Source organism: Niameybacter sp. (genome assembly GCF_036655075.1).
Taxonomy (GTDB): Bacteria; Bacillota; Clostridia; order Lachnospirales; family Cellulosilyticaceae; genus Holtiella.
The window spans coordinates 32,123-45,191 of sequence record NZ_JAVVQU010000026.1 but is presented as its reverse complement, the minus strand read 5'-3'; the positions used below and the strand labels follow the sequence as shown (position 1 = coordinate 45,191).

General features: G+C 36.8%; 10 protein-coding genes, 3 tRNA genes and 1 pseudogene. 2 read left to right on the top strand and 12 right to left on the bottom strand.

Annotated elements, in window-relative coordinates; all coding sequences use genetic code 11:
• Nucleotides 1–63: 63 nt before the first annotated feature.
• The 6 genes from RRY75_RS08795 to RRY75_RS08770 form a co-directional block, all read right to left on the bottom strand.
• A tRNA-His gene (locus tag RRY75_RS08795) sits at nucleotides 64–137 on the bottom strand.
• Nucleotides 138–141: 4 nt separating this feature from the next.
• A tRNA-Arg gene (locus tag RRY75_RS08790) sits at nucleotides 142–215 on the bottom strand.
• A gap of 4 nt (nucleotides 216–219) precedes the next feature.
• A tRNA-Gly gene (locus RRY75_RS08785) sits at nucleotides 220–290 on the bottom strand.
• A gap of 90 nt (nucleotides 291–380) precedes the next feature.
• Nucleotides 381–899, bottom strand: coding sequence for a metallophosphoesterase family protein (locus tag RRY75_RS08780; protein WP_332494302.1), 519 nt, complete (start codon nucleotides 897–899; stop codon nucleotides 381–383).
• Between the two features lies 1 nt (nucleotide 900).
• On the bottom strand, nucleotides 901–1,500 hold the full coding sequence (gene rdgB / locus RRY75_RS08775) for an RdgB/HAM1 family non-canonical purine NTP pyrophosphatase (protein WP_332494303.1): 600 nt from the start codon (nucleotides 1,498–1,500) through the stop codon (nucleotides 901–903).
• A 215-nt stretch (nucleotides 1,501–1,715) separates the two neighbouring features.
• Complete coding sequence (locus RRY75_RS08770; protein WP_332528165.1) at nucleotides 1,716–3,929, bottom strand: N-acetylmuramoyl-L-alanine amidase family protein; 2,214 nt, start codon at nucleotides 3,927–3,929, stop codon at nucleotides 1,716–1,718.
• Between the two features lie 508 nt (nucleotides 3,930–4,437).
• Between RRY75_RS08770 and RRY75_RS08765 the strand changes: the two are divergent.
• Nucleotides 4,438–4,632 (top strand): annotated as a pseudogene (locus RRY75_RS08765) (transposase domain-containing protein); the annotation flags it as partial.
• 246 nt (nucleotides 4,633–4,878) lie between these two features.
• Here RRY75_RS08765 and ligA read toward each other — a convergent pair.
• From ligA to RRY75_RS08740, 5 genes are all read right to left on the bottom strand, one after another.
• Nucleotides 4,879–6,834 carry an NAD-dependent DNA ligase LigA gene (gene ligA, locus RRY75_RS08760; RefSeq protein ID WP_332716400.1) on the bottom strand — a complete coding sequence of 652 codons (1,956 nt, stop codon included), beginning with the start codon at nucleotides 6,832–6,834 and terminating at the stop codon, nucleotides 4,879–4,881.
• Nucleotides 6,835–7,112: 278 nt separating this feature from the next.
• The gene (locus tag RRY75_RS08755; protein ID WP_332493079.1) at nucleotides 7,113–7,307 is read right to left on the bottom strand and encodes a hypothetical protein; all 195 of its coding nucleotides are present in this window, start codon (nucleotides 7,305–7,307) and stop codon (nucleotides 7,113–7,115) included.
• Between the two features lie 79 nt (nucleotides 7,308–7,386).
• Nucleotides 7,387–9,798, bottom strand: coding sequence for an ATP-dependent helicase (locus tag RRY75_RS08750; RefSeq protein WP_332493078.1), 2,412 nt, complete (start codon nucleotides 9,796–9,798; stop codon nucleotides 7,387–7,389).
• A gap of 47 nt (nucleotides 9,799–9,845) precedes the next feature.
• On the bottom strand, nucleotides 9,846–10,133 hold the full coding sequence (locus RRY75_RS08745) for a YerC/YecD family TrpR-related protein (RefSeq protein ID WP_332493077.1): 288 nt from the start codon (nucleotides 10,131–10,133) through the stop codon (nucleotides 9,846–9,848).
• Nucleotides 10,134–10,189: 56 nt separating this feature from the next.
• Complete coding sequence (locus RRY75_RS08740; RefSeq protein ID WP_332493076.1) at nucleotides 10,190–10,906, bottom strand: phosphatase; 717 nt, start codon at nucleotides 10,904–10,906, stop codon at nucleotides 10,190–10,192.
• Between the two features lie 178 nt (nucleotides 10,907–11,084).
• Between RRY75_RS08740 and RRY75_RS08735 the strand changes: the two genes are divergently transcribed.
• A complete protein-coding gene (locus RRY75_RS08735) occupies nucleotides 11,085–11,945 on the top strand; it encodes a YitT family protein (protein ID WP_332493075.1) in 861 nt (286 codons plus the stop codon).
• Nucleotides 11,946–12,003: 58 nt separating this feature from the next.
• Here RRY75_RS08735 and trpS read toward each other — a convergent pair whose 3' ends face one another.
• Entirely contained in the window at nucleotides 12,004–13,011 is a 1,008-nt protein-coding gene (trpS, locus tag RRY75_RS08730) for a tryptophan--tRNA ligase (protein ID WP_332493074.1), read from the bottom strand.
• Between the last annotated feature and the right edge of the window lie 58 nt (nucleotides 13,012–13,069).

The window sequence follows — 13,069 nt, the reverse complement described above, 5'->3', positions numbered from 1 at the left end:
CCTTCGAATGCAGGAATCAAAATCCTGTGCCTTACCGCTTGGCGATAACCCTATAAAACTAAGGGTGAAGAATGGGAATCGAACCCACGGCCTCCAGAGCCACAATCTGGCGCTCTAACCAACTGAGCTACCCCCACCATACGTATCCACAGGGATTCGAACCCCGGACCCACGCCTTAGAAGGGCGTTGCTCTATCCAGCTGAGCTATGGATACAAAGAGCGGGTGATGGGAATCGAACCCACGTGGCCAGCTTGGAAGGCTGGTGTTCTACCATTGAACTACACCCGCATGGTGCTTAGTTTTATTTCGTCGGCCTCAACCGACAAAATGTATTATACATAAATATGTGCACCACGTCAACTCCTTTTTTATTTTTTCTTAATTTCTTCTTGAAACCCTTGATTTATCTATCATTTGCAAGAGTGCTACATCTTTAATCTGACCCTTTTGGATCTCAATCATTGCAAAAGAGGGTACCGTACTATCTTTGGGCAACGTCATACTCCCAGGATTTAAAAGAGTAATGCCATTTTTTGTCTCTTTATGAGCAATATGGGTATGTCCAAAGATGGCAATCTTAGCCTCGTGAGCTTCGGCATCTATCCAAAGTTCCTCATAACTAGACTTAGCATGTTGTTTATGCCCATGGGTAATCATAATAGGTACACCTTCAATGTGTGCCAAAATAGTATTTTCTATACTATAGGAAGAAAAGTCACAGTTTCCTGGTACTTTATAGACTGTAAGTAAAGGATATACTGCTTCAATACGTTTTGCATCCTCAATACAATCTCCACAATGTATAAGGTGGGTCAACCCATAAGGTAAAAATAGCTCAATGAGTTGCTCTACATAAGTCGTTTGTCCATGGGTATCACTTACCACTAATATTTTCATTTTATTCACCTAAATAATCCATGAGTTTTACTTTCATAGCTTCTAATGCTTTAGCACGGTGACTTATTTTGTTTTTTTCTTCTGGTGATAATTCTGCTGTACTTTTTTTGAAGCCATCAATATAGAAGATTGGGTCATAGCCAAATCCATTAGCACCTCTTGCCTCATGCCCAATGTGTCCCTCAATAGTCGCTAGTGTTGTTAATGTGGGTATATTTTTGCCGGCTGCTGCAATTGCACATACGAATCTTGCTGTACGCGCATCATCCTCTACACTTACAATGCGGTCTAAGATGATTTGATTTTTTTCTTCATAAGGTGTATTTTTCCCTAAATAACGTGCTGAATATACGCCAGGTTCCTTATTTAAGCAATCAATCTCAAGACCTGAATCATCGGCTAAAATAATGGCATCCGTATAGCCTTTTAATGCCTCTGCTTTAATCACAGCATTTTCTTGAAAGGTTGCACCATTTTCTTCAATATCTATATCAATACCCGCCTCACTCATTGTAAGTACTTCTACTGGCAAACCTTCTAAAATCTTTTTAATTTCTTTTACTTTACCTTGATTTTGTGTTGCAAATATTATTTTTTTCATGCCCTGTGTCCTCATTTACTCTATTTTTGATATGAACTATGTACGCTTCTCACTCATACATTCTCACTCTATTTTAAATCTAAAATTTAAATTTGTGAAGCACAGCTTAGAGGGGGTTCCCTTTTAGCTCCATTTTTTACTTTACACCACTTACAGAAAAATTTCTTCAACAAAAAAGTAGCAAGTTGGCCTACTTACTACTTTTTCACAGTGCTTTATCTAAATGACAACGTAGCAAACATTTCAATCACAGCATTGCCTACAGCTCTTGCATAATTAGCATTAAATGTCTCATTTTTTAATAAGGATGCTTCAGTTGGATTAGAAATAAATGCACCTTCTAGTAAAATAGCAGGCATTTTACTTGTATTTAGCACCACTAAATCCGGTCTTGATTTAATGCCTCTGTTATATGTCCCACATTCTGCTAAAATATGTTCTAATGCAATCTGGGCCATGACTTTACTTCTTGTATCTGTTGTACTTGGGTAGTAAAGGACTTCTGTTCCTTTACTCGTTGCATTATGGGAATTGTTATGTACACTAATGAACATATCTGCCTCAATTTCATTAGACATATTCGTACGGTCTCTTAACTCTGGATATGTATCATCTTCTCTTGTAAAATAGATTTTTATATCTGAGTTTTGTTCAATATATTTAGCAATGGCTAATGTCTGAGTTAAATTAATGTCTTTTTCTCTAACCCCATTACCTGACGACCCACCATCTTTACCACCATGGCCTGCATCTAAAACAATAATTTGCTCATACTTCTCTTTTGGCTTTACAAGCTCTACAACAAGCTTATCACCCTCTTGTTTTAAGTTAACAGCCTTTATAACTTGCTCATCTATAATGAAGCGAGTCGTTGTCCTATTTTCTACTGTAAGAGATTTTACTGTTTGATCATTAATTGTCCATACCCCATCACTGAATACCTCACTATAGTTATCACCTAAGTCAATGATAAGCTTCTTCTCACGATATAAATCCTTTACTTCCACATCATCTATATCAAAACGACCTGGCATAGTCAGTTTGAAAGTTGGACTATATCCTCCTGTGTATTCTATAAATTCAAAAAGCGGTTTATCAATACGCACTAAAGTATTGCCTTTAACCATATCTATTGTATGCGTAAAGTTCATACCCTCTTGCATATCTATAGTAATCTCTACATTGTTTCCAACTTCTGTTGCATAAACACGGTCTATGTAGTCTCCTTTAATACGTTTCCACTCTACATCATCTTTTAAGCTTGTGTTAAGAAGGGTTACAACAATTTGTCCGCCCTCCACATCTTCTTTTATCTGCATTTGACTTGGAGCAAATCCTTCAATCCCCACATATTCACCTTTTAAATCTTCTCCTACTGCTAAGGCGGATACCATTTCTTGAGAAAGCTGAACTAAAATTTCTTTTCTATCTTCACTTAAACTTACAAGTGCCTCAGCCCCTGAAGCTAAATCTAAAACAACACGTGTTGTACTGGTATTAAATTGACTGGTACGCATTTGCTTTACAAAGTTGTTACTTGCTACTTGCACTGTAGCACCTAAATTATTTTTGCTGTTAGCAATATCAATAATAACTTTCCCTTCTGACTTGCTCACTTCAATTCCTGTAATAGGCGTACTTGCTTGAATCATACATAAGGCATCATAACGCCCTCCAACTACACTTGCTCGGTCTATTGTGGTCATATTATAAGGAGCTGTTGCAGCATCTACAATCAGACTATTACTATCTCCTTGATAAAACTGTTTGATCCCATCTACCGCATTCTCTAATTTATTTTGAACGGCTGGTAGGACTGGTGTTGGTACACTCTCTGGCTTCTCCTCTGGTAGAGGCTCAGGATTTGGTGTTGGCTCTGGTTCTGGTGTAGGCTCTGGATTCGGTGTTGGTTCTGGCAACGGTGTAGGATTCGCCCCTTGGTCTGGTTGAGTCGAACCTTCTGCTACATACACTGCACGTTCATCTCCCCCTACCCATTTTACACTAAGTCCAATGTTCTCCCCGATAAAGCGAAGAGGTACCATAATTTTACCATTTATAATTTTTGCTGGGACATCTAATGTCACGGTTTCCCCATCTAGCCATACTTCATCTTTATCCGGCTCTAAAATCATAAGTGATTCGTTGTAACTTACATAAATTTTTCTTTCATAGCTTTTCCATTCTACCGCTGCGCCTAATGGTTCAAATACTTCACGAGCGGGTACAAGTACACGTCCATCAATTTGAACAGGTGGCATAATCTCTGGTTTTACTTCATTATTATTAATATATAGTGCAATCGGTGGTAATGTGTATTGATGTTTTTTACCATCATAAGTCAACTCCATTGAACTTGCATATATAGGGCTAACGCTTATTAAAGCAATCACTGTACTAAGCACTAACTTTTTTGTCGTCTTCTTCATAGGTCTCCTCCTAAAATGTCAACATTTGCTCTTATCAATCCATATTATAGCAAATTTTTTAAGAGTATATCTATTTTCCGTATACTTCTTAACAAACTTGTAATATTTTCTAATATATCTCAAGCTTCTTTTACTTTGTTTACCTCTCTATTCTTGCCTTTCTCTGGATTTGAGTCAAGATTTTAGACACATTTTAAGGAAAAATCTTTCTAGTAGTCCGTACCATTGACATGAAAATCGTAAATGCCCCTCCTCGTCTATGAAGGCGATAAACTCAAAATAAGTTAAGCCATTCTACATAAATCTTCTTTTTCTTGGAGTGTTTTATAATTTATAGGTAACTGTTCAGTCACCCCCCTTATTTTTCAGTTTAGTCTCAGTTGATTTAGTATAAGTATACACTAATATATGTAAAACACGTAAAAATTGTATATCTATACACTTTTCACAGGAGAGATCTCTAATTTTAGAGGGGGGACTGAACAGTTACATTTATAGATGAATGAATTCTAGTGCGATTATTTATAGCATAGCTGAGACAGCAAAAGCTAACAATCAAAAACCTTATGATTACTTTGAACATCTGTTAGAAGAGATTCCTAAACATATGGATGACAAGAGTTTAGATTTTATCCAAGATCTACTCCCTTGGTCGCCTAACCTACCAACAAAATGTCATAAGGCTAAAACCAATAAAGAATAATTTTAATGCCACCAGTTTCTGGTGGCATTTTTGTCGGATGTACTCATGATAAAGCGTTTACTTTTGAAGCACTTACAACCCTCCTTTCACTATGTATAACGAATATGTGCATAAAATGTGTGGGTAAAACTAAAATTTTTTCAAAAAAAACAAGCACAAGACAATTCTCTTGTGCTGTATAGTCTATATAAATATTACACTAACAAACATTTATAAATTTTAGTATATATTAAAAAGTTATTTTTCTCAATCTATCATCTTTAAAAAGTCTTCTTCTGTTAAAATAGGAATCTCAAGTTCCTTAGCTTTTTTATTTTTGCTAGAAGCTGAAGTATTATCATTATTAATCAGATAGTCTGTCTTCTTACTTACTGATCCTGTCACTTTGCCACCTAGCTCCTCTACCTTAGCACTTAGTGCCTTACGATTTGCAAAGTGATGTACGTCTCCAGTAATAACAAACGTTTTGCCTTCTAAAATCAGCTGACTACTTTCTACCTTTTCAACTTGTTTAAAAGCCACTTCTTGCGTGAGACGCTCTAACATTTCTACGTTAATTGGCAGGTGGAAATAATCATGTATTTCACGCGCAATAACTGGCCCTACACCTTCAATTGTTACAAGCTCATCTATTGTTGCTGCTTGGATACTGGCTAAATCATTTTCAAAATACTTACAAATGATTTTAGCATTCATTGGTCCTACTTGAAGGATACCAAGAGCATATACAAATTGATGTACATACACTTCTCTTGTGCGCTCTATTGCACCCATTAACTTGTCATAAGACTTTTGCCCGAAGCCTTCCATCTCTTTAATTTCATTCTCATGCTCACTGAGATGATATAAGGATGCAAAGTCCACCAAAAATCCTTTAGCTAAGAACTTTTCTACTGTGGCTTCTGAAAGCCCTTCTATATTCATGGCATCTCGACTTGCATAATGTACAAATGCCTGTTGACGCTGAGCCGGACAGTTACCATTTGGACAATACACCGTCTTTGCTGTTTTATCTTGCTTAATGACTGTCTCTGCACCACATACATGACATTCACAAGGTGGTGCTACAGGGCCAGATTGTGTTAAGTTCTGAGCAACTTGTGGGATAATCATATTAGCCTTAAACACTGTTACTTTGTCTCCAATACCAATTTTCAAGTCTTCCACAATACTTAAATTGTGTAAGCTTGCACGCTCTACAGTCGTTCCTTCTAGCTCTACAGGTTCAAAGATTGCTACAGGATTAATAAGACCTGTACGAGATGTATTCCACTCAATATCTAAAATATGTGTTTCACTGATTTCATCTTGCCATTTGAAGGCAATTCCATCTTTTGGGAACTTAGCCGTTGTTCCTAAGCTCTTAGAATACGCAATATCATCGTACACAAGTACAAGTCCATCTGAAGCAAAGTCACGTTTCTTGATTTCGCTTCCAAAGTACGCCACAGCTTCTTCTAAATCATCTTGGCGTACAGTTTTATACTCCACTGTTTCAAAGCCTAGACTTCTAAGCCACTCCATCTTTTCCATTTTGCTATTACAAGTTTCGTTACCCGCCACTACTGCAAAGGCATAGAGGCGAACATTTCTCTTAGCTGTAATCTCTGAGTTAAGTTGTCTCACACTGCCACTACATAGGTTACGGGGATTTTTATATTTTTCTTCTGACTCTAGTCTTTCATTGATACGTTCAAAGTCACTATAAGTAATAACTGCTTCTCCTCGTATCACTAAAGGTTCTTTATAGGCAATAGTCAGTGGAAGGTTGACAAATGTCTTAGCATTATTTGTCACATCTTCTCCGATTTCTCCATTGCCACGTGTGACAGCTTGGACAAGCTTTCCGTCCTCATACGTACATACAATAGTAAGCCCGTCTAACTTCCAAGAAAGCATACCCAGTTGCTCACCTAAGAAATTTTTAAGTCTATCGACTTCTTTTGTCTTATCCAAAGAAAGCATTCTAGAGGGATGTGTTACTTTTTTTAAGTTACTTGCAACTTCATACCCTACCTTTTGAGTGACACTTCCTGCAAGTACAGTTCCTGTTTCTTCTTCTAACTTTATCAGTTCATCATATAATTTATCATATTCAAAGTTACTCATCAGTTCACGGTCTTCTTGCTCATACGCATAAGCCGCTTTTTTCAGTAACTCTACCAATTCTTGCATACGTTGCATTTTCTCTTCGTAATTCATCATTTTCTCCTTTTAGCCATCATTTTCTCTATGAGTATAGTTTGCAGATGCAAGCTATTTCTATGCTTTATTTTCATATGTATCTTTCTCTATATTGCATTACTTTTCATGCGTTTTCAAGTCATTCATTTATTAAAAAAATCAAGAACTCACCTTATTAAAGGTTGAAACTTATAAAATAAAAATCCCTTAGGCCCATACTCCTAAGGAATTCTACATACTTGACAACCTTCCATGCAAAAGAGCTAGTTTTATTTTCAAAAACTAGCTCTTCCCCCTTAACAAACCTCTATATTCTCTTTATTTGCTTCGGCTTGTGCCAAAAAGTCTTTCTTAACAAAAGTAAGTTCGTTATATTCTATCTCTGTTATTTTCCCCCTGCTATACAGACTATCTGCTAATTCGATAAAATCTTTAGTAACTTGTATAAGTTCGTTTAAACTTACATCATCATTTTTATACATTTTATCCATAGTATTACCCCCTAATACCTAACTTTTACGTTATTATAGGAATATTATACCATTTACAGATAATTACTTCAAGTTGTTTTTACAATTTTTGTAATTTAGCAAAACGTGCGCTTAGTTTCTTAGCAGGCCCTTTATCAAAGGCAATGGTGACAAACACATCATCTTCTGTATGGTCTACTTCTGTAATCGTTCCTGTTCCAAACATTTTATGTTTAACTTTCTCGCCTGTAGCATACGTATCTTCCACACTTGGTAAGTTTTCAATCTTCTTACCTGCTCCTGGTTTGTAGTTAGAAGGTTGAGCACCTCCAATCGCATTTCGGCTAAATGGAGAAAGCGGATTAGAGTAAGCTGTATTAAGTTTCATCTTCCCTGCTTGAGCTGTAGATGTAGGTGTTGCAAGTTGAGATGTCGTTGCACTACCACCTGTGTTTAGCTTTCCAGCAAAGTAGTCTGCTACCGAACCACGTGTAGCACCGCCTGTATCTAAGCTTTGTCTACCTGCACTTGTATTCATTGTTTGAGTATACTGTGGCTTAGTAGCTGGCTTTCTATCAAGTGCTGCTAAGTTAGTCAGCTCTCTTGGAAGCTCCTTAATAAATCTAGAGTTTGTACAGCCTTGTGTACGCCCAAAGAGGGTACGTTGTTGTGCATAGAGCATATAAAGCTTTTCACGTGCACGTGTAATCCCTACATAGCATAGACGACGTTCTTCTTCAACTTTGTCTTCTCCTTCTGTCAAGCTCATATAGCTTGGGAAAAGGCCTTCTTCCATCCCTGGCATGAATACAACAGGAAATTCTAGCCCTTTTGCACTATGGAGTGTCATAAGGACAATAGAGTTACTATTTTGGTCGTAGTTGTCTACATCCGCTACAAGAGCTACATCTTCTAAGAAACCTGCAAGGCTTGGTTCTTCTGCAAGTTCCATATAGGAAGCTGCCTTAGATACAAGCTCTTCAATGTTGGCAATACGATCTTTGTAGTCTTCCCCTTCTGTTTGACGTAAGTAGTCACGGTAGCTTGTCTTTTCAATAATTGCTTCTAAAAGACCCGTTACATCGCCATCTTGGGCAATGGCACGAAACTCTTCAATAAGCTCTACAAATCCTAACACCTTAAGTGAAGGTGCATTCCCTAAAATACTCATGGTTTTTACAAGCTTAGCAGCCTCATAGAAGTCCATATTTTGCACATTGGCATAACGGGAGATCGTTTCTAAACTCGTTGCCCCAATCCCACGTTTAGGTACGTTAATAATACGTTTCATAGATACATCATCTTTTATATTGGCTACAGTACGTAAGTATGCCAACATATCTTTAACTTCTTTACGTTCGTAGAAGCGTGTACCTCCAAGCAGTCTATACGGAATACCATTTTTAATCATTTTTTCTTCCAGTACACGTGATTGTGCATTGGTTCTATATAAAATGGCATAATCTTTATACTCATACTCACCCTGTTCAATGCCACGAATAATAATCTCTGAAGCAGCATCTGCTTCACGATACTCATTATCCATTTGAAGAATAGTAATAGGTTCTCCTTTTTCATTTTCAGTCCAAAGGTTCTTGACTTTACGTCCATGATTGTTGGCTACTACTTTGTTCGCTGCATCTAAGATATTTTGTGTAGAACGGTAGTTTTGCTCAAGACGAATGACATTAGCTCTGTCAAAGTCACGTTCAAAGTCTAAAATATTACGGATATCTGCCCCACGCCATCCATAGATAGATTGGTCATCATCCCCTACTACACAAAGATTCTTGTATTTCTTAGCTAACATTTGTATTAATTGATACTGAACACCATTGGTATCTTGATACTCATCTACTAAGATATATCTAAATTTATTCTGATAAAACTCTAGGACATCTTTGTTGTCTCTAAAGAGGATACAAGTATTCATCATTAAATCATCAAAGTCCATGGCGTCATTTTCTTTGAGTTTCTTTTGATAATGTGCATAGATTTGAGCTGTAATTTTATTTTTATAGTCATCTCCAGCTGTTCGTTCATATTCTGCCGCCGTGATGAATTGATTTTTTTGATTACTAATTTCTCCAAGCACACCTGAAACAGGATGATTCTTCTCATTGATATTGAGCTGTTTCATAATGTCTTTTAGAAGTGTCTTTTGGTCAGATGTATCATAGATTGTAAAGTATCTGCCATAGCCTAGTCTTTCACTATTGCGTCTTAAAATACGTACACACATGGCATGAAATGTACTAATCCACATATCCTTAACAGTCTCTTCACCAATGAGTGATCCAATACGTTCACGCATTTCTGCTGCTGCTTTATTGGTGAAGGTAATGGCTAAAACAGACCATGGTGATACCTCTTTATTTTTAATCAGATGCGCAATACGGTGTGTAAGTACTCTCGTTTTTCCGGACCCTGCCCCTGCTAGAACAAGAAGTGGTCCTTCTGTATGCAATACAGCTTCTTTTTGCTTCTCATTTAATCCCGCTGTAAAATCCATTTTTCTTCCTCCTTCGTACAAAAATAAAACAGCTTAATTAAGCTGCTCTATTTTTTAACACGTTCTAAAATTAATTTATATCCATCTGAACCATAACTTAAACATCTATTCACTCGACTTATGGTGGCTGTTGACGCGCCCGTTAAGTGCTGTATTTCTGTATAGGTTCTTTTTGCCTCTAACATTTTAGCAACTTCTAAACGCTGTGCTAAAGATTTAATCTCATTAATGGTACATATATCTTCAAAAAAAGCATAACATTCTTCAATGTTTTCTAGCTTTAAAATGGCTTCAAACAAACTATCTGTCACATCATCTTTGAGCTTGCTATTCACTTAAGTCACCCCTTGTCCTATTCTCCTCCTCATTTTAACGTATCGGAGGTAACATTTCAATTCTTTAGCGTAATAAAGTCTAGGATTTGCTCTGGGTGAAGATTTAAAATAAGTTCTTTTGGAAAGTTAACTTCTTCAAAGAGTTTAATACTCTCTGCAAACTCACCTACTGCATACGCAATGTGAGCATCTGTGTTTGCCATAACACGTACACTATATCGCTTGCAGAAATCTAAAAGAATCACAAGATTCTCTCGTACACCTGGGCGAAATCCCCCCGGTTTTAAAGATGCATTGTTCACTTCTAGTATAGTCCCTGTACGTTTTGCTGCAAGGACTACTGCCTCATGGTCAAAAGGATAACGATTATCTCCAGGATGTCCAAGAATAGTTACATACGGATTTTCCATAGCACCAATCATAGCACGTGTTACTTCATTTTTCTCACCAAAGTTTAAACATGGTGGATGCATACTGGCAATCGCAAAGTCTAAGCCATGCATGGTATCTTCTGTGGCATCAATATTCCCATCAAAATCAATAATATTTGCTTCCATTCCACGTAATACTGTTACACCATACAAGTTCCTTGGAATAGCTCGTAAGTTGTTAAAATGATAGTCATGTGCCCCACCTGGCAGGCCACTATTATGGTCTGTAATAGCAACGATCTTCAAGCCTTTTTCACCTGCAAATCTTGCTATTTCATCTACTGTACTGTAAGCATGTCCACTTGAAATAGTATGAATATGCATATCTGTTAAAAATTTCATTTTATCACCTTCTATTTTATTGTCTCTTCTCATCTTACACCGGCAGACTTAATTTGACAAAATGATTTTCGTCTTTTAAGCAATAAATTCTTCCTTTCTATCATAAACTAATCTTATAATATATTTGTACATAAAATTATATATTAATTTATACACTTATAAATTAGGGGGAATACTAATGCCAAAGATCAAATTAGATATTGAACGTATTATTTTTATTATTATCGGGACTTTTTTAATAGCTTTATCCACTAATGCCATTCTTATTCCAAATCATTTGCTAAGTGGTGGTGTAAATGGTATTGCCACCTTTTTACACTTTCTCTTTAATTGGAACGTTGGACTTCTTGTTATTCTCCTAAATATACCACTTTTTATACTTGCATTGTTCTTTCTCAAGCGTCACTTTATCGTCTATAGCTTATTTGGTATGCTTATGCTTTCCGCTTGGCTAGAAGTAACCAAAGGTATTCAAATCGCCACAACCAATACCTTAAGTATTATTCTTTTAGGTGGCGTCCTAAACGGATTTGGTAGTGGTATCATCTTTAGAGGTGATGGTTCTACAGGTGGTTCTGATATTGTAGCAAAAATTATTAACAAGCACTTTTCCATCAGTATGGCTACTGTCACCATGGTTATCAATGCCATTATCATGATCTTTTCAATTTTCTTCTTTGGATTAGATTTGTCTATTTTAACTCTTTCCACTATGTTTGTTGCTAGCCGTGTTACCCACTTTGTTGTAGATGGGCTCAATTATAAGCGTACATTATTTATTATCACAACTGAACTCCACTACCAAGTTATGGCCAATGACATTATGTCTGAGCTACTGCGTGGGGTTACCATTATCCCAGCTAAGGGAGCCTATACAGGTTCTGACAAATTTATTTTATATACCACGATCAGTATTCAAGAAGTTGCCAAAATCAAACATATTGTAGCCCATCATGATCCTACTGCCTTTGTCACCATTACCCCAACAGCCCAAGTCATTGGGAATGGTAGGGGCTTCTTACCTAATACTAACGACTAAATATAGAGAAGAGCCCCCACTTGGCGGCTCTTTTCTATATTTATACAACCATGATGTATTAACGTATAACTGGTGGGAAGCCCACTTTCTTTTGTACTTTGCGTAAGGTTTTTGTTGCAAGGTAATTTGCTGTATCTGCATTTTTCTTAATAATACTATCAATGTATGCTTTGTCTTTTGAAAGTTGCTCAAACCGTTCATGCATTGGGCGAAGCTCTTCTACTACCGCTTCTCCAACTCTCATTTTAAAGTCGCCATAACCTTTACCTTCAAACTCCTGTTGGATAGCTTCCATAGACATTCCTGTTACAGCACTGTAAATGGTCATTAAGTTACTAATACCTGGTTTAAGTTCTTGGTCAAAGCGTACCTCGGCATCTGAGTCTGTCATTGCACGTTTAAACTTACGGATAATCGTATCTGCGTCATCCATAAGTGAAATACTTGCATTATGATCTTCATCCGATTTAGACATTTTCTTTGTTGGCTCTTGTAGACTCATGATTTTTGCGCCAACTTTACTGATATAGGGTTCTGGTATTTTGAAAGTATCTCCATATAAGTTATTGAAACGTGTCCCAAGGTCACGTGCAAGCTCTAAATGTTGTTTTTGATCTACGCCAACTGGTACCAAATCTGTTTGGAAAAGCAAAATATCTGCTGCCATAAGTGCTGGATAAGTAAAAAGTCCTGCATTAATATTTTCCGCATGCTTAGAAGACTTTTCCTTAAACTGAGTCATACGACTAAGTTCACCCATGTAAGTGTAACAGTTTAAAATCCATGCAAGCTCTGCATGTGCTGAAACATGTGATTGATAGTAAATCACATTTTTTTCTGGGTCTAGTCCTGCTGCAATATACTGCATCAGTAAATTTCTTGCATTTTTTCTAAGAGTTGCTGGGTCTTGTCTTACAGTAATAGCATGCATGTCTACTATACAATAGAGACAGTTGTATTCATCTTGTAAGTTCGTCCAGTTTTTAAGGGCGCCCAAATAGTTTCCAAGTGTAATCACACCTGAAGGTTGCATCCCACTAAAAATGACCTTTTTTTCATTCTCCATCTATCACACCTCATTTTTAATCATTTTCTATCTTTTTATGAATTAAACTTATCATATC

What these genes read in the sequence shown, in the direction of transcription:
- RRY75_RS08780 (WP_332494302.1), bottom strand. Translation starts at nt 899, where the DNA reads ATGAAAATATTAGTGGTAAGTGATACCCATGGACAAACGACTTATGTA.
- rdgB (WP_332494303.1), bottom strand. Translation starts at nt 1,500, where the DNA reads ATGAAAAAAATAATATTTGCAACACAAAATCAAGGTAAAGTAAAAGAA.
- RRY75_RS08770 (WP_332528165.1), bottom strand. Translation starts at nt 3,929, where the DNA reads ATGAAGAAGACGACAAAAAAGTTAGTGCTTAGTACAGTGATTGCTTTA.
- ligA (WP_332716400.1), bottom strand. Translation starts at nt 6,834, where the DNA reads ATGAATTACGAAGAGAAAATGCAACGTATGCAAGAATTGGTAGAGTTA.
- RRY75_RS08755 (WP_332493079.1), bottom strand. Translation starts at nt 7,307, where the DNA reads ATGGATAAAATGTATAAAAATGATGATGTAAGTTTAAACGAACTTATA.
- RRY75_RS08750 (WP_332493078.1), bottom strand. Translation starts at nt 9,798, where the DNA reads ATGGATTTTACAGCGGGATTAAATGAGAAGCAAAAAGAAGCTGTATTG.
- RRY75_RS08740 (WP_332493076.1), bottom strand. Translation starts at nt 10,906, where the DNA reads ATGAAATTTTTAACAGATATGCATATTCATACTATTTCAAGTGGACAT.
- RRY75_RS08735 (WP_332493075.1), top strand. Translation starts at nt 11,085, where the DNA reads ATGCCAAAGATCAAATTAGATATTGAACGTATTATTTTTATTATTATC.
- trpS (WP_332493074.1), bottom strand. Translation starts at nt 13,011, where the DNA reads ATGGAGAATGAAAAAAAGGTCATTTTTAGTGGGATGCAACCTTCAGGT.